Annotated in this window: 15 protein-coding genes and 2 pseudogenes; 6 read left to right on the top strand and 11 right to left on the bottom strand. The window is 38.0% G+C overall.

The window, feature by feature from the left end; all coding sequences use genetic code 11:
- Positions 1-75: 75 nt before the first annotated feature.
- The 7 genes and pseudogenes from P20652_RS02640 to P20652_RS02610 all read right to left on the bottom strand — a co-directional run bounded on the left by P20652_RS02640 (position 76) and on the right by P20652_RS02610 (position 7,613).
- The gene (locus P20652_RS02640) at positions 76-909 is read right to left on the bottom strand and encodes a sulfurtransferase (RefSeq protein WP_008171842.1); all 834 of its coding nucleotides are present in this window, start codon (positions 907-909) and stop codon (positions 76-78) included.
- A complete protein-coding gene (locus P20652_RS02635; RefSeq protein WP_139048241.1) occupies positions 909-2,003 on the bottom strand; it encodes a capsular biosynthesis protein in 1,095 nt (364 codons plus the stop codon). The genes P20652_RS02640 and P20652_RS02635 overlap by 1 nt, the downstream gene beginning before the upstream one ends.
- A gap of 176 nt (positions 2,004-2,179) precedes the next feature.
- Entirely contained in the window at positions 2,180-2,599 is a 420-nt protein-coding gene (locus P20652_RS02630) for a group 1 truncated hemoglobin (RefSeq protein ID WP_008171845.1), read from the bottom strand.
- Positions 2,599-3,417: a DUF3034 family protein gene (locus P20652_RS02625; protein ID WP_008171848.1), complete on the bottom strand. Its 819-nt coding sequence runs from the start codon at positions 3,415-3,417 to the stop codon at positions 2,599-2,601. Before P20652_RS02625 ends, P20652_RS02630 begins: the two co-directional genes overlap by 1 nt.
- Positions 3,418-5,733 (bottom strand): EAL domain-containing protein, encoded by a 2,316-nt coding sequence (locus P20652_RS02620; protein ID WP_008171850.1) that lies wholly within the window; start codon positions 5,731-5,733, stop codon positions 3,418-3,420.
- A pseudogene (locus P20652_RS02615) lies at positions 5,726-6,389 on the bottom strand (methylamine utilization protein). The gene P20652_RS02620 and the pseudogene P20652_RS02615 overlap by 8 nt, the downstream one beginning before the upstream one ends.
- 120 nt (positions 6,390-6,509) lie before the next feature.
- Entirely contained in the window at positions 6,510-7,613 is a 1,104-nt protein-coding gene (locus P20652_RS02610; protein ID WP_008171853.1) for a phosphoribosylaminoimidazolesuccinocarboxamide synthase, read from the bottom strand.
- A 178-nt stretch (positions 7,614-7,791) separates the two neighbouring features.
- On the opposite strand from P20652_RS02610, the gene P20652_RS02605 reads away from it, so the two are divergent.
- From P20652_RS02605 to P20652_RS02590, 4 genes are read left to right on the top strand one after another with little or no spacing between them, the layout of a single operon-like run.
- On the top strand, positions 7,792-8,862 hold the full coding sequence (locus P20652_RS02605; RefSeq protein WP_008171855.1) for a CDP-glycerol glycerophosphotransferase family protein: 1,071 nt from the start codon (positions 7,792-7,794) through the stop codon (positions 8,860-8,862).
- A gap of 7 nt (positions 8,863-8,869) precedes the next feature.
- Positions 8,870-9,556: an ABC transporter ATP-binding protein gene (locus P20652_RS02600; RefSeq protein ID WP_008171857.1), complete on the top strand. Its 687-nt coding sequence runs from the start codon at positions 8,870-8,872 to the stop codon at positions 9,554-9,556.
- Positions 9,553-10,800: an ABC transporter permease gene (locus tag P20652_RS02595; protein WP_008171859.1), complete on the top strand. Its 1,248-nt coding sequence runs from the start codon at positions 9,553-9,555 to the stop codon at positions 10,798-10,800. The genes P20652_RS02600 and P20652_RS02595 overlap by 4 nt, the downstream gene beginning before the upstream one ends.
- Positions 10,801-10,814: 14 nt before the next feature.
- Entirely contained in the window at positions 10,815-11,315 is a 501-nt protein-coding gene (locus P20652_RS02590) for a DUF3299 domain-containing protein (protein ID WP_008171860.1), read from the top strand.
- A 54-nt stretch (positions 11,316-11,369) separates the two neighbouring features.
- On the opposite strand, the pseudogene P20652_RS19040 reads toward P20652_RS02590, so the two are convergent.
- Positions 11,370-11,705: pseudogene (locus P20652_RS19040) on the bottom strand (four helix bundle protein).
- 448 nt (positions 11,706-12,153) lie between these two features.
- Positions 12,154-12,627, bottom strand: coding sequence for a peroxiredoxin (locus P20652_RS02585; protein WP_008171864.1), 474 nt, complete (start codon positions 12,625-12,627; stop codon positions 12,154-12,156).
- 681 nt (positions 12,628-13,308) lie between these two features.
- Here P20652_RS02585 and P20652_RS21185 point away from each other — a divergent pair.
- The gene (locus P20652_RS21185; protein WP_008171867.1) at positions 13,309-13,731 is read left to right on the top strand and encodes a hypothetical protein; all 423 of its coding nucleotides are present in this window, start codon (positions 13,309-13,311) and stop codon (positions 13,729-13,731) included.
- 32 nt (positions 13,732-13,763) lie between these two features.
- Positions 13,764-14,750, top strand: a complete 987-nt coding sequence (locus P20652_RS19045; protein WP_008171868.1) for a capsule assembly Wzi family protein — start codon at positions 13,764-13,766, stop codon at positions 14,748-14,750.
- A gap of 156 nt (positions 14,751-14,906) precedes the next feature.
- On the opposite strand, the gene P20652_RS02580 is transcribed toward P20652_RS19045, so the two are convergent.
- Both P20652_RS02580 and galU read right to left on the bottom strand, forming a co-directional pair.
- A complete protein-coding gene (locus P20652_RS02580; RefSeq protein ID WP_008171869.1) occupies positions 14,907-16,073 on the bottom strand; it encodes a nucleotide sugar dehydrogenase in 1,167 nt (388 codons plus the stop codon).
- Positions 16,074-16,278: 205 nt separating this feature from the next.
- Positions 16,279-17,160, bottom strand: a complete 882-nt coding sequence (galU, locus tag P20652_RS02575; RefSeq protein ID WP_008171870.1) for a UTP--glucose-1-phosphate uridylyltransferase GalU — start codon at positions 17,158-17,160, stop codon at positions 16,279-16,281.
- Between the last annotated feature and the right edge of the window lie 259 nt (positions 17,161-17,419).

Here is a 17,419-nt window from a genome sequence, read left to right on the forward strand (position 1 = left end):
TAAGCACTGTTATTCACAAAAAGGTTTAAAGGCGCTGCGGCTTTAACGTGAGCGGGCTCTAAACCCACAACACATTTACCTTTCTCCCGTGGCGATGGGCAATGAATCACTTGCGCCCCATTCACTCCAAGAGCCGTCATAAACACTTAGGTTTTTATAGCCACTTTCGGTAGCAAATAACGCTAAAACACACGCTGTAATACCTGAGCCACAGCTAAACTGTAACTGCTGCGCATCACCGATTACATCACTAAATATCGCTTTAATTTCAGTAAGTGGTTTGGCTTCACCTTTATTAAGTAAATCCATAAAAGGCAACGAGCGACTATTTGGGATATGCCCGCTACGCATGCCTTCTCGTGGCTCACTCTCTTGCCCGGTAAAGCGTTTATACGCACGTGCATCTAGCAATACAGTGTTAGGCTCATCGATTGCTTTAAGCACCTGTTGGCTGTTAATAAAATACTCAGAATTATAGTTTGCCGTAAAATTACCTTTAACTAGTGCTTTACTATAACCTTGTTGTGTGGCGTAACCGCTCTCTAACCACCTTTTGAGGCCGCCATTGAGTACTTTAACATTGTGATGCCCCATAGCCTTTAACATCCACCACGCTCTAGCAGCGCTAAATAAGTCGCCATCTTCGTATACCACAATAAATGAGTCGTTATTTACACCTGCATTTTGCATAGCCTGCGTAAATTGCGGTGCATTACACAGTGTGCTTGGTAGCGGGTTTGATCTATCGGCCAATCCGTTTTTTATGTCAAAACGTTTAGCGTTAGGCAGCATCGTTTGCGGCGAATAAGACCCTAAAACACCAGGGCGCAGCATACCTGCATCAAATATCATTAATGCAGGATTATTAAGTTGCTCGTGTAATTGCTGACAGCTAATCAGGCTTTTCACTACGATTCCTTATTACCATGAAACTTAGCAAACTCGTCATTACCCGTAAAACGCGCTTCAATCGCTTTAATGTGTTTATCTTCAGTGTGTTTCCAAACGCCAGGTATACAATATACATGTTCAATAAAGCTAAAAAACTTATCCTTTAATAATGCATTTGGTTGCCAGCCCTGTACTACTTCGTTCATATTCTCTGCTAGCTGCTCTGCATTTCTTGCATGCTTTACCAAACCCTCAATGTTGTAACAAGCTTGTCCAAGAGTTAACACTCGTTTATTTAGCAGTAATGCTTCTAAGCCGACCGTTGAATTAATCGTTAATACGGCTTCAGCACATTTAATCAAATCACTTGTTTGATTTCCATTAGCAAAGATTGCAATCGGGTCTTTTTCATAAAGGTGAGCGTAATGTTTATGCCACGACGGATGCTCTTTAAAAACCACTTTTAAGCTTGGATCGTTTAAGCTTTTGACGGCTTTAATCACCTCGTCGTAAAACATATCCATAGAACTTATCCACGGAGAAAAGCTAGCTAATTGAGTATCGTGAGGTACTTGAAAAGGCGCAAATATATAGCGTTCTGGCACATCGGCGCATTCAAATTCACAGCGCTTTTTATGATCAGCTCTTGGAATTAAATCCGGCGCACAAAAATTTAACTTATTTTGTGGGTCAAAATTCAGGTAAAAAGAAGGGTCACGGCTTAACGACGCATTATAGTTAATACCGCTAGGGTCTAAGCTACTTGTACCGGGTAGTAAACCATTTTCATAATAAAATTGCTTAACACCTAATGCTTTTGCAGCCATAGCAACGGTCGTATTTGGAAGTTTATTGCCGTTCCAAATAACAATGCACTCAGGGTTAGTCTCGGTTAATAAGGCTAAATACTTAGCGTATCGTAATCGTTCAAATAAAACTAACCCAGCACTATAAACCACAGTAACGATAGGATTGTTCCAGGTAGCATTACGTATTCTTTTACGTTTTAGTTGAGAGTTAACTACATCCGTAAAATCAACTTGAAACGCATCTTTTAAATATTTAACAGCAGAAAGCTTAGGTGCCCCCATAATATGTAATTGGCAATCCATCGACAATTTTTTGATTATTTTTTTATAGTATTTTGCATGTACATTTTTGCGAGAGATAAATAGATAAGCCATACAAGCTATATTTGCCAACCGTTGTTTTATGAAATAATTCTATGTGGACAATACCATCAAAGCAAGGTTCCTTTTACTTAATAATTACTTTAAAAGCTTTATGGTTACATTTTTATAATTTCACCACGAAGTGGCGCCATTCTAGAAAAAATATCGTTTTGTAAGCTATGACTAACGTTTTGCTCATTCATTGCATTTATAAGCAAATCAACAACATGATTAAAATCTTTCTCTGTAATATGCATACCGGTATGAATTGCTACCATAGAGTCGCCATCGTATGTACACGGGCCCTCTACTAACATGCAGATATGATTAATAAATCCTTGTCGAAAATGCGCTATATTACTGTGTTCAAAGTAATGAATTATTTGTTCGTCATTGCCTATTTGATATATAAAACTATCAACAATTCTGCCTATCCCCTCTTTTCCATCCAGCTTTTGATAAAGTGAGAGCTTAGTAGAATTCGCGCACACACTAAGCAACCCTAAACAAATCAAAAAAATACCAACGCTTTTCATTACCAATACCCTGTTACCGATAAATACCAACCTGTTTGATCGTCAGCCCCTGCAATGCTTCCTAAATCAAGGTAAGCCGCTGTCACACTCACATGCTTGTTAGGCATCCACGCTACAAATAAGTCTTTCCAATCTTGTTCGCCTAAGTTTAAGTTATTTGCTTTTTGACGATACTCAATACCTATCGCAAGGTCTCGGCTCAAAAATACAGCCGTGCTGCCTTCAAATAAAACCTTGGTATTAGCATTTTCACCACCATAACCTAACAAGCCTAGTTGATTGGCTTTACTGTAACGTGTTGTTACATTCCAAAACCAGTTATAGCCAACAATAGCCCCTAAATGTAATTTACTAGCAGCGAGGTAGTAGTCAGTGCCGCTGGTATCTTCTGCGCCTACAAGTGTTGCAATAGTGCCATCATCCAGTGATTTATGCTGGAGCCCTAAGCTGAGTTGTGGCCAATCACTGTAAACAATATCGCCGTATAAACGTATTTTAGCACCTGTGATTGATTGCTCTATTTCAGCATCAAGTGCTGGTACATCAAAGCGCTGTTGGGCATAACTGAGTTCAACACGATTAAATACATTAAGCTGCGCACCACACACGTCAAGTGTGTAGTCGGTTACATCTGCACGGCTACAAAAGCCATTGACCGAAAATTCATCTTCGCTCGCATAACCTGCAAGTTGTGCCCATGGGACAATACCACCGCCAGCACTCCCCTCTATTTGAGAAACGCCTGGAGTGGCTAATAATTTCCCACTACTTGCGATACTAGGTACGCTTGTTAGTAATAAAAAAAGACTATAAAGCATTTAATTTTTTGCATAATACTCATGCAGCCATTCTTCTAATAGCTCTGCTTTTAAAGGTCTGCTTAGGTAGTAACCTTGCGCATGATCGCATTTCATATTTTTCAATAAATTTAACGAGCCCAGTGTTTCAACCCCTTCGGCTACTACAGAAAAACCTAACTGATGCCCTAGAGTGATTGATGATTGCACTATAAATTGATCTTTTTGCGATTCGTCTAATTTTAGAATAAAACACTTATCTAGCTTAAGCTCATCAATAGGTAGCATTTTTAATCGACCAAGTGATGTTTGCCCTACACCATAATCGTCTAATGATATTTTAACGCCAATTGCTTTTAGGTTTTCGAGCGCTTTAATGCCTTTTTCTTCGTTTTCGATCATATCGCGCTCAGTAAGCTCAATAGTGATCAATTTAGGATCTACTTTATATTTTTTAAGCGTGCGAACTAAGGCTGAATGAAAGCCCGCAAATGCAATATCTTGTGCAGAAACATTTATTGCAGCCTGCAAGTTTATATTTTTAGACTGCCAATCAGCTACTTGTGCTACAACCGTATTAACAACCCACCCAGTAAGCTCAACAATAAGACCCGACTGCTCAGCTAAGTCAATAAACAGCTCGGGGTTAACCCAGCTACCATCTTTTCGTTGCCAGCGGATCAGCGACTCAACTTTATCTATTTGTTGCGTTTTGATGTGCAGTTTAGGCTGATAGGTCATAAATAATTGACCATCGTCGTCACTAATAGCCTGCTTTAATTCATCAAGCATTATTAAACGATCTAAATGCGCTTCGTCCTCACCATTTTGATAGTAATGTATGCTTTCTTGCATGTTGGCTGCGCTTTCTACAGCAATTAGTACGCGGCGCATTAGGTCATCATTTACAGTACCCTGCATAGGATACAGCACAATACCGGCACTAAAACGTAGACTAATTTTGAGCTTTTGAATGGTATAGCAAGCTTCTAGTTGTGCTACTAAATCAACAATTTCGCATTTTTTTTCACGTACTGCTGCAGTCGGAAACACAGTTAAAAATTCATCGCCGCCAATACGAGCATGAAAGCCCCCTAATTCATCCGAAAACTCACTTATTCTGCAAGCAACTGCCTTTAGGCAGTCATCACCAATGCGCGGTCCTAGCTTATCGTTTATATGACGAAGACCTTTGATATCTATTGCAACTAGCGTGTACTCGCCTGATGGATCTAGCTCATCATCAAGCACCTCAAGCATAGCTGAGCGATTATAAAAACCAGTTAGCGAGTCGTGTCGGGCTTGAAAGCTAATTTGCTGTTCACGCTCGTTTATATCGTTACCCATGCTGTCAAACGCTGCGACTAGCGTATCTATTTCGGTACTTTGTCTTTGCCCTTTGAATTCAAAGGCATAATTACCTTGTGCAAATTGTCTTGCTATTACAGCTAATTGAGTGAGTGGCGTAGTTAAATTATTTGCAAATATGCTGCTCGTAATAACACCTACAAACATAGTCAAAATAGCTAAAATAATAAGTGTAAAAAGAAGTTTTTCGAAGTCACTATAGCTTTGTGTTAAATCAGCACTCAGTAAAATAATTATAGGATGGGTCAATAACGATGGTAAATTTATATCTCGGTTACGATACACCAAGTACTCACCAAAAAACCGCGATGTGGTTACGGTGCTAAAGTAGCTAACAGGTTCAAATTGCTCAGGCCGATTAACTAATGAGCTAATAACAATATCGTCAGCACTGCCTATAAAACTTACATCCATGCCTGTTAAGCTTTTTAGCTCATGGGCTACATTGTCATCAATTTTAAAGCCCACTAAACTATAGGCCACTGTACGTGGCGCTCTTACGGGTAATAAAATAATTTGGTAAAGCTCGTTATTAAGCACCACAAAACTAGACTCTTCTGGCGCACTTAAAAGCTCTTCCATTAAAGGCTTTAAGTTGTGTGCAAAAACATCTTCATTCGTGTTGGCGGAAATTAGCTTACCCGACAGATCAAGTAACAGCATTAATTCGGCATCAATACGCTGACTATGATTAAACAACACACTGCTTATTGTACCTGCATCTCGCGTTGCTACAGCTTGCTTAAAACCAAAGTCAGAGGTGAGTACTTTTGCTGCGGTTAATAGTAGGCTTTCTTTTGATTTCAAATATTGCTTATAAACATTTTGCGCTACAGTAATGTCTTGATTTACTTTTTCTTCTTGAAAATTACTCGTAGACCACCAAAAACTAAACAAGCTGACCATAGTAGTTAATAACACTAAGCCAACACATAAAATGGTTATTCGATTTCTTAAACTATTAGTCATTACCAACCTTAAACTTACTACCAAACGTGTTTCTAGGTACAAGAGATGAAGTATTTACGATGACTCGTAATTGATTTTGAGAATTGATAGTTATCATTTTTTTATTCTCCAATGGTGCTGTTTGCAAAGAGTGCCACACACTCAATTGTGCAGGCAGTGTATTAATAGGCAAACTTACATGGCCTTTTTTATCTGTTTTGTAAACATACTCACTGCTCGCTACATAAATGTAGCCGACCATAGAATCATGAATATTACATCCTAAAACTACAACCCCTTGTTGTTCAAAAATAATAGGCTCTTTTGGTTGGCCTGAATATAATCTTAGTTGAAAAGGCTTCGCTTGTGAAAAAGAATAAACATGATGACGAATATTATCACTGTTCGGAAAGTTAACTTTTTGACCCTGTTGTACAACTAATAGTTCGGGTAAAAACTGCTTATGGACTTGATCCATAGTTGCTAAAGGAAGGTTAGATTGAGCCAATTGCTCGGTGTTAAAGTTTAGTTCAATAACGGCATTTGCTAATTTATTACCATGCTGATCTTCTATTACTAACTCAACTGCAGCAGCTAAAGGAAAGTACCCAAAAAATAAACTCATGGCTAAAAAGCGGCTAACTTTTAGTTATTTTTTGCAAACCGCGTTTAAACATAACACCACCTAACTATTAACATTAGGTTAAGGTAATTAATTACAGGGGTTAATTGCAAGGAATATAGCCCAGTAACTAAAAATAAAAACGAGTTACCGGGTTTTTAGGAGTAAAGTATGACTATTTTGTAATTAAGCCATAATCAGCGTCCAAAATAGAAATTACTTCTTGGCGCGGATCCTCAGGAATAGCAATTGCTTTCCCAACAATCTTACTGGCAATGCCCACATAAGTATTAGATACTTCAAGCATGACTGATTCTGGTAAAATATACTCTTTTGCTAACTTTTCACGCTCACTCATGCGATCTTTATTTAATAATACGTCGCTCTCTGGCACATTATTAATAAGTAATTGGCGAAAACCTTCTTTAGAATTTTCAACAATTTTACCGTTTTTATAAGCAGCTTCATCCCAAATACGTGACGAATCAGGCGTGCCTACTTCATCAATATATATAAGCTGTTGTGCGCCATTTAAATCCTCTACATAACCAAACTCAAATTTGGTATCTACAAAAATTTGGTCAAGCTTAGTAAGCTCATCACTAATTAATTTAAAACCTTCTACTAACAATTTTTCGTATTTTGCAACGTCGTCTGCCGACTTGAAATTAAATACACCTAAGTTATTAATTATGTTTTCGCGAGTAATATTTACATCATCAACTGGCGGAATATCTGCAACGCCTTCAATAATACCTTTTGTTGATGGCGTAATTAATACGTTATCAAGCTTTTGGTTGGCGTTTAAACCTTCTGGTAAATCAATACCACAAAAGTTACGTACGCCTTTGGCGTAATCACGCCACATGCTACCTGTAATATATTGGCGAGCAATTGCTTCGACTTTTACGGTACTGGCTTTGCGTACAATCCACACATACGGATGCGGAATATCAACAATATGGTTACCCGCAAGGCCTGCTTTATCAAATAACTTAAACCAATGGGCTGCCACTGAGTTTAATGCAATACCCTTACCTGGTACGCCATTTAAGCCGTTTTCGCCTTGCCAAATGCAATCAAATGCAGAAATTCGGTCTGAAATAACCATAATAGCCAGCTCGGTACCTGCGGGTACTTTATAATCTTTTTCTTTGATTAGTCGAGCGCTGTCTTCGTCTGTTAACCAATAAACTGAACGCACTTTACCACTGTGTACTTCACCTTTGGTACGAATGGGTAAATCATCGTTTACGTCTAAAACTTTATAGCTAGTCATGCTATCTCCGGGGTTAGGGATGCTCTTTGAGCAAAGTATGGTATGGGGTTATATGGGCTGTATAATAATCTAGCCAACCTCAAAGCTCAATCGGATGCTTAAAACAAATAAAGGCATATATTTATAAGCGACTCGCAATGGGGTAAACTTAATGTGCTAACCAGCCTGAGGAGATAGCTTGAAATACTTAACTGCCACTAAAAATAAAAAATACTTGATGTATATTTCTCAGAATTATTCGTACGCTATCTTGAGACCTTTGCAGGCTGCAGTATTAGCTAATGGTGGCCAAGTGCGCTGGTTTTTAGCTGGTAGCGAAGTAAACCCCGATTTTTTAACCACAAACGAGCCACGTTTACATACCATAAAGGATGTTAAAAGCTGGGCTCCAAACATTACATTTATACCTGGAAATGTAATTCCTGACTTTATTCCTGGAAAAAAAGTGGCTGTATTCCACGGGTTCAATTCAGGAAAATTAAATCGAAAAGGGAAAGAAGATCACTTTAACATTCGTGGTTGTTACGATTTATATTGTACGCAAGGTCCAAATACAACAACCCGATTTAAAGAGTTAGCTAAGCAGCATGGTTTCTTTAAAGTAGCTGAAACTGGCTGGCCAACACTCGATCCACTGTTTAGCAATACTGCAAATAATCCTTATGTAAGTGACGACTCTCGCCCTACTTTACTTATATGCTCTACTTTCTCACGAAACCTATCACTTGCTCCTAAATTATATGAGCAAATAAAACATTTTAGTGAAACCGGAAAATGGCGAATTTTAATGCAATTTCATCCAAAAATGCCTGCTGAATGGGTTAATAAATACAAAGCGCTGAGTAACGAAAACCTAACATTTATTGAAACCGATAACGTCTTGCCGTTACTGCAAGCTGCCGATGTTATGCTGTGCGATACATCGTCAGTTCTTTTAATGTTTTTACTACTACGTAAACCGGTAGTAACATTTTGCAATCAAAAACCACTTCCTCATTTACTTGATATTACCGACGCTGATGAGGTAGAAACCGCTATTGAACATGCGCTTACTAAACCTCGTGATTTAATGCAAAATATTGAAAGCTATTGCCAGGAAATTCATCCATATACCGATGGTCAATCTAGCCAGCGCGTGTTAAATGCAGCTAATGAATTTTTACAAAGTAACGATAAACTAAAACCCAAGCCACTAAATATAATAAGACAGCTAAAAATGCGTAAAGATCTAAACTACTGGGGTTGGTAACAAGATAATGATAAACCTAAAAAACGTAACTTTTAAGTGGCATAAAAGCGATAGCTCACCCACGCTCAACATAAAAGGGCTAGTTATCGAAAAAGGTGAGCATATTTTTTTACACGGTCCTAGTGGCTCAGGTAAATCGACATTGTTAGCGATTCTTGCTGGTATTAATACAGCCACCAGCGGTGATGTAACGCTATTAAATCAAACGTTAAATAAATTAAACAATACTAAACGAGATATATTTAGAGCTGACCATATTGGTATTATTTTTCAAAACTTTAACTTACTGCCTTACTTATCACCGCTCGAAAATGTAGTGCTTGGGTGTCAATTTTCAAAAAGCCGTCAACAAAAAGCCTTAAGCCAATCAGCTACGTTAAATACCGAAGCAACGCAATTATTAAATGCACTTGGCTTAACTGAGCAAAACCATAATAAAAATGTGGCAGAATTGAGTATTGGCCAACAACAACGCGTTGCCGCTGCTCGTGCATTTATTGGTAACCCCGAAATCATCATTGCCGATGAGCCAACCTCCGCCCTTGATACGCAAAACCGTGAAAGTTTTATTAACTTACTGTTTAAACAAGCTAATAACTCAAACAGTACCTTAGTATTTGTAAGCCACGATGAAACACTAAAGCCATTATTTGACCGCTTCATTGACCTTATAAGCTTGCAGGAACAAGTATGATTTTAGCTAAACTTGCTTACAAAAGCTTATTAAATCGCCGTGCAAGTGTACTGCTTACATTATTTACTATCGCAATTAGCGTAATGCTACTTTTAAGTATTGAACGTGTACGAATTGATGCTAAAAGTAGTTTTAGTAATACTATTTCGGGCACTGATTTAATTGTTGGTGCGCGCACAGGCGATATTCAATTACTGCTTTCATCGGTATTTAGAATTGGCCATACTAATAACGGCGTAAGTTGGAAAAGTTATCAATACATAACAAGTCAGCGAGGCGTAAAATGGAGCATACCTATAAGCCTAGGCGACAGCCATAAAGGCCAAGCGGTACTAGGCACAACACTTGATTACTTTAACCATTATCGCTTTGCGAAAAAACAAAACTTAACCTTTAACAAAGGCCGTCCTTTTGCCGCAATTAACGAAGTGGTGCTTGGCAGTGAAGTGGCTACAAAATTAGGTTATAAACTGGGCGATAACATTGTTATATCGCACGGCATGGGTAACACCAGTTTTCATCATCATCAAGATAACCCATTTAAAGTCGTTGGTGTTTTTAACCCTACAGGTACACCTGTTGATAAAACGCTGCACATTCCTTTGGCTGCAATCGATTTAATTCACGGCGGTAAAGCTAGCCTTGAGCATGAGCATGAGCATGACGAACATAACAACCTAACTGGCCACCCTAAGCAAGTCACCGCATTTTTAATGGGGTTTAATTCGCCCTTATACATGCTACAAATTAGGCGTAATATAAATCAATATAAACCAGAAGCTCTATTAGCCATAATGCCAACTGTTACCCTCAAAGAACTGTGGGAGATGCTCGCCATTGTTGAAAAAACACTGCTACTTTTCTCATTTGTTGTGATACTGATCAGCCTGCTTGGTATGTTAACTACACTACTTGCAAACCTTAATCAACGACGCCGCGAACTTGCCATATTGCGCTCGGTTGGCGCAAGGCCGTGGCAACTATTTACACTCATAAGTATGGAGTCGCTACTTACAACATTACTAGGTTGTGTGGTTGGTTGTGCATTATTTTATAGCACCTTATTTTTAGGAGCCGACTACCTCCAAAGCCATGCTGGCATTAGTGTAAATATAGCCATGCTTTCACGCTATGAACTCACCCTCATAGGCGTTATTATGGCAGCAGGCTTTATAATCGGTTTAATACCCGCCACTCGTGCTTACTTTTACTCACTCAGCGACGGCATGAGTATAAAAACATAATTTTTAGGAACTTTATGACACTTTTCAAAACAGCGCTTAGCACCTTATGCGCATTAAGCTTAGCTATTATTGCTTTTACAAGTAACGCTAATGCACCTAAAGAAATTTTCTGGGAAGACTTAATCCCTAAAGATCATGTGCAAATAGATACTCAAGCGCAAGCTAACCACGAAGGGAGCGATCAAAACTGGGTGCAACCCGATTTAGACGCCCCCGTAGTAAAAGAGCTAAACGGACAATCGGTTAGCTTACCCGGCTTTGTTGTGCCGCTAGAGGGCGACAGCGAAGTGATCACCGAATTTTTACTTGTACCTTATTTTGGCGCCTGCATACACGTACCACCGCCACCACCTAACCAGCTTGTTCACGTAACTATAAAAGGCGGCGTACCTATCGAAAGCCTTTACGATGCTATTGTAGTCACCGGTGTCATCACAACAGAAACCTGGTCAGGCGAATTAGCGCAAGTAGGATATAAAATGAAAGCAGTGGGTGTAGCACCGTTTGAACTATAAGAATGGATATTAGTAGTTGTCAGTATTTAGTATAAGTAGCTTAGTGCTTTAGAGTTAGCTGTTATTAAACTTATTTTTAAGACTTGTTAACATGGCGGCTAACTCTTTTGTCTCTGTTATCCATTTTTGGCATGTGGGTTTATTTAGGTAACCTATTTCTATAACTATGTATATTTGTGTTCTAGCCCCTGCAAGGGAAGCTCTAGCTATGTCTATAAATCTGCTTTTCTATTTATAGCTTTCTCCGCACACATCTTCTGCAATGTTACTCGGCAGTGAAAGACCTGAACGTGTTAATTGATCTCTGAAACCATAATCTTTTATATTTGCTGTAGATCTGTAAATATCTGCACTAAAACGTGCAGATCGTTTCCACACTTCTAAATTCATGGGGGCTTTTATTTATATCACTTTTACTGGAGCATGCTGACCTTTGGTAGTTGAATTTATAGCAGCATGTTTGGTTTTTAGGCAAGGTAGAGACTATGTAGTGTGGTTATTCCCCATAAATAGGCGATAAGCAGAATAAATACCAAACATGCGCAGCCTAAAGGGTTCTTTCTAGGAACGATTAACTCTTTGTTGCCTGCATGGATGTAAGCCAGTAGGATAACGCAGAAGCAGTTATTGAGCCCACTAGGTTACAAACCTCGCGTCGCGATTTAATCTTCCTTGGATTAAACAAATTTCAATCCACAAAAATCAACACACCCTAGCTTAGTGTTAAATAAGTAAAAAACAAATAATGCTGTAAGTGATTAAATAAGCTCGTCTAAAAATAGCGAATTTTAAATTCACTAAAAACTGATATCTGAGAACGATATCAACAACTCCCCTTTTAAAGCTTTTCCAAAACAGCTTCTGCACGACTTACTGCAAACTCTTTGCCCTCTTCTACAAATAACCCAGTAACAACCGCGTTATCAATAATCATCGCGTAACGACTTGAGCGGATGCCACCAAATCCTGCAGTATCTTTATCAAGTCCAAGCGCTTTGCTAAAGCTTGCATCACCATCGGCCAGCATCGAAATCTCTTGTGCGTTTTGTGAGTCGCCCCAAGCTTTCATAACAAACGCATCGTTAACTGACACACAATAAATAGCATCCACACCTTTTGCTTTTATTTTATCAGCAAGCGTAATAAATTCAGGTAAATGAGCATTAGAACACGTTGGTGTAAACGCACCCGGCACCGCAAATAACACCACTTTTTTGCCATCAAACAGTTCTTTATTTGTTAGCGTTTGCATACCTTCATCTGTTAATTGTGTCAGTGCAACCTCTGGTAAATTTTGGCCTTGTTCAATCATGGTTAATCCTTATAAATAGTAATGACGAATAGCCCACAGCATAGTGGATTTTTACGAATAGATGCAGCTTTATTATTAAAAGCGCAGATATAAATTTATTTCGCAATTTATTTAAAGTACGAGTAATAAAAGGTACTTACAAAGTTTTTAGCACCAAGCACGCCAAGCACTGCGCGCTTCACAGAAGAAATACAAATATTTATTAGTAACTTCTCCTGCACTTCTCCTTGTCTTCTCTGTGGTAAATAATTCACTTTTTCTCTAACAAAGAGCCCGATTTAAATGAACAGGAAATAAATAGCACCGCGGCAGAATTATTGTAGGCGCGTTAAAATTGCTCAAAATAGTAACTCGACCACAGAGCACACCGAGGCGCTGCGCGCTATACAGAAAAGAGCTTAATACAATTTACTCGCCTTAAAATCGCTACTCTTTCACTTCTCTGAGTTCCCTGTGGTAAATCAATTACTTTTTAGAAAAGAACTAACTTGAAAAACTCCGAAACCGGCTATTACTATCTATCACTACTAACAACCTACTTCTAACTTCTGATTACTAACTACCAATAACTACCGACCAAAACCATTCCCTAATAACGCTTTTTTCTTTCTTACTAAAGCAATTATTGCTAACCTCGCATTAACGTATTTACTTACTTTAAAATTGGCTAACGGAATAATTATGCTCAAAAAAATATCGCTACTTATAGCATTAGTATTAAGTACAAACGCTGTAGCAAAAGGAGGGGTGTCACCATATTTACCTTTAAACCAAGCACCAGAGTTAGAGCATAATATTGAGCGCCTTTTAGCGGTAAGTAAAAACACGCATATTATGAGTAAACCTTATAAAGCTCATGATATATATAACGTATTACAAACCATAAGATACGATTACCCAGAACTTTATCACGCACTAACTTATCAGATTAATCCTTATACACAATCAAGTGCAATCACTCTAGCCAAAGCAACGCTATCAGCAGGAAATAATAATAAAAACCTCCCCAATCAACGTGGTCAAACTACAAAAACAAACATAATTATAGAAGGGGGGGCTACTCTAACTTTAGTGATTACTTCGGCGTCAGTATTACTGGTATAGCAAACGAAGATGGAATAATACCCACGCAAAGTGTGGCGTACTTAGGTTACAAATATGCCCAACTAGATATCGGTTACCGAGAGCATTGGTACTCGCCTTTTAATAACAGTGCAATGTTACTCAGCACACAAGCAGAAACAACTCCATCAATATCAATAAGTAATGTAGAACCCATAACCAGCTTTAAAATTCGATATGATATGTTTATTACTCAACTCTCTGAGCAAAGAGGTATTTTAAAAAACAAAAGAGTCGAAAACGCAGAAGACCGAGAATACGAACCAGGAAAACCTTATTTATTTGGCCTACATACTAGCTTTGCAGTAACCAACAACTTAACACTGAGTCTAAGTCGTCTCATGCAATTCGGTGGTGGCCCCAGAGATGTATCATTAAAAGATTTTGCTGAGGGCTTTTTTAGCCCAGGAACCAAAGATAATGTTGGAGAAGATGACACAAACGACGTTAACTTTGAGTTAGGTGATCAACTAGGTGCTATTGCTTTTGAGTATTCGAACACACTTTATAATACACCTTATGAACTATATGCTGAAATAGCATTAGAAGACACTCTTGGGGGGGATCGTAATAATGCATATAGCTTTGGTTTATTTCTTCCATTTATCAGCGACAAACACAGTTTACGTATCGAACACAGTAACTGGCAAGACCTTTGGTATGCCAATGGCATATATCTAGATGGAAATAGAAATAACGGCAATGTAATTGGCCATTGGGCGGGTGATGAGCATGTTTACGACGACTACGTTGCGGCTAAGGCCATTAGCTTAAATTGGAACTGGCAATTAAACCGAAAAGAAAGTCTACAAACCGTAATTCGCACTTTAAAAAATAAAAGCGATGATTATAAAACTAGTTATGAATTACAAGTTACCTATAACAGAAAACTTTCTAGATCAATTTGGGGAGCAAAAAGCTGGGGAATAGATTTTTATGGCGGCGAAGATGTATACGGTGAATCTTTTGCTAAACTAGGCGTTACAGCCAATTTTAATTAGTAAACATGTCATTATATTACACTGAAATTACCCCTACTAATTAGAGGTATAGCACACCCTGCATTTTAGCTGATACATCATATAAATAACCCCGTGTTTACTATCACGGGGTTATATACTTATTAAACAACAATAAGTCGATAGCTTTCTAATACTTTAATCACTACCAAATAAATCTCGGGTATACACTTTATCTGCAATATCATTAAGCTCTTCAACCATGCGGTTAGATACAACAACGTCAGATATTTTCTTAAATTCGTTAAGGTCTTTAATAACGCGTGAATGATAAAACTCATCTTCTTGAAGTACCGGTTCGTATACTACCACCTCAATACCTTTAGCTTTAATACGCTTCATAATACCTTGAATAGCCGAGGCTCTAAAGTTATCAGATCCTGTTTTCATAACAAGTCGATATACACCCACTATTTTTGGGCTACGCTTGATAATTGAATCTGCAATAAAATCTTTGCGCGTAGTATTAGCATCAACTATGGCACTAATAATATTATTAGGAACAGACGCATAATTAGCTCTTAATTGCTTAGTATCTTTAGGTAAACAATAACCGCCATAACCAAACGACGGGTTATTATAGTGGTTCCCAATGCGCGGATCTAAACTAACACCTTGAATAATTTGCTTCGAATTTAAACCGTGAGCCTCTGCATAACTATCTAGCTCGTTAAAGTAAGCAACACGCATTGCTAAATAAGTATTTGAGAACAATTTAATTGCTTCTGCTTCAGTAGAGTCTGTAAATAGCACCTCTACTTCTTGCTTAATTGCGCCTTGCTTAAGCAAGTTTGCAAAAACAGTTGCACGCTCACTTTGCTCACCGACTACAATACGTGAAGGGTGCAAGTTATCGTATAAAGCTTTACCCTCGCGTAAAAATTCAGGTGAAAAGATTAAATTATCAACATTTAATCGCTCTTTAATACTTTGCGTAAAACCTACTGGTATAGTCGATTTAATAATCATAACTGCATTTGGGTTATGCGCTATGGCATCTTTAATTACAGCCTCTACAGAGCTGGTATTAAAGTAGTTATTTTCAACATCGTAATCAGTCGGTGTTGCAATAATTACAAAATCAGCATTTTTATAGGCAGCGTTCTTATCTGTAGTAGCTGTGAAATTTAAATCACTACGAGTTAAAAACTCACTAATTTCAGTATCAACAATAGGTGACTTTTTGTTATTTAAAAGTGCGATTTTTTGTTCATCTATATCTAGTGCAACCACTTCATTATGCTGTGATAACAACATAGCATTAGAAAGACCTACATAACCTGTACCTACTACGGCAATTTTCATTTTATTCCCTTAAAGTTTATAATTTTAATCATTTGAATTTTACTCGATGCCTAAAATAAAACGAATAAATAACTCGTTCAATAAATTTGTACTTTAATAAGCATTAATAAATATTTGGGAACAATTAACCTCATCTCAAAAAACTAAAATGAGGCTATTTATCTTCAACTTATAGTCAGTAAATAGCGTAATAAGCATATTGGGTCTAGTTTTTAACTTTGGTTAAAAACGCCCTGAAGTCTTTACCTAGTTTTTCATCACGCATTGCATATTCAACAATAGCCTTAAGATAACCAAGCTTATCGCCACAATCATGTGATCGACCACTCATATGAAATGCTTCTACTGTTTCTTGGGTCATTAGCGCATCAATCGAATCTGTCAGCTGAATCTCGCCACCAGCACCTACAGGCGTTTTTGCAAGTAATGGCCATATATTCTTACTAAGAACGTAACGACCAACAACTGCAAGGTTTGAAGGGGCCACATCTTCGTCAGGTTTTTCAACCATTGTTTTAATTGCAGCACTTTGCCCTGAAGTAAGTTCAACACCATTAATATCAGCAATACCGTACTTGCTCACATCTTCACGCGCAACGGGTTCTAGCATTATTTGACTAGCACGTGTTTCATTAAAGCGCTTGATCATCGCAGCTAGGTTTTCAGTTTTTTGGTCTGCCGTATAAGCATCTAGAATAACATCTGGGAGTAGTACAACAAAATCATTATCACCAACAATAGGTTTAGCGCATAAAATTGCGTGCCCGAGCCCTTTAGCTTCGCCCTGTCGTACACTCATAACCGTAACATCACTAGGGCAAATAGAACGCACTTCGTCTAATAGCGCACGCTTTACTCGTTTTTCAAGCGTTGCTTCAAGTTCATAACTTGTATCAAAGTGGTTTTCGATCGCATTTTTAGAGCTGTGCGTTACTAACACAATATCTTTTATACCAGCAGAAACACATTCATTCACTATGTATTGAATCAATGGCTTATCAACAACAGGAAGCATTTCTTTTGGGATTGCTTTAGTCATAGGAAGCATGCGAGTACCAAGGCCCGCAACAGGTATAACAGCTTTCACAGGGTAGTCCTTTAATTTATTAATTTATTAATTTATTCTTTTTAATTTAGCAATTTAAACTTATATATAAACTGAACAAAAATAACACTCTAGTAATAAAAGCTAATACGAAAAACGTGTACTTTATTTTTATAATCACGATGGATGCAAATATTGCGCATCAAACGTTTATGTTTATATTATTTTAAACATTTTACCACCGAGAGCACCGAGGCGCTGCGCGCTACACTGAGAAGTTATCAGATCTTCTCCTTCTCTA

Source organism: Pseudoalteromonas sp. BSi20652 (assembly GCF_000239855.1).
In the GTDB taxonomy this organism is placed as follows: domain Bacteria; phylum Pseudomonadota; class Gammaproteobacteria; order Enterobacterales; family Alteromonadaceae; genus Pseudoalteromonas.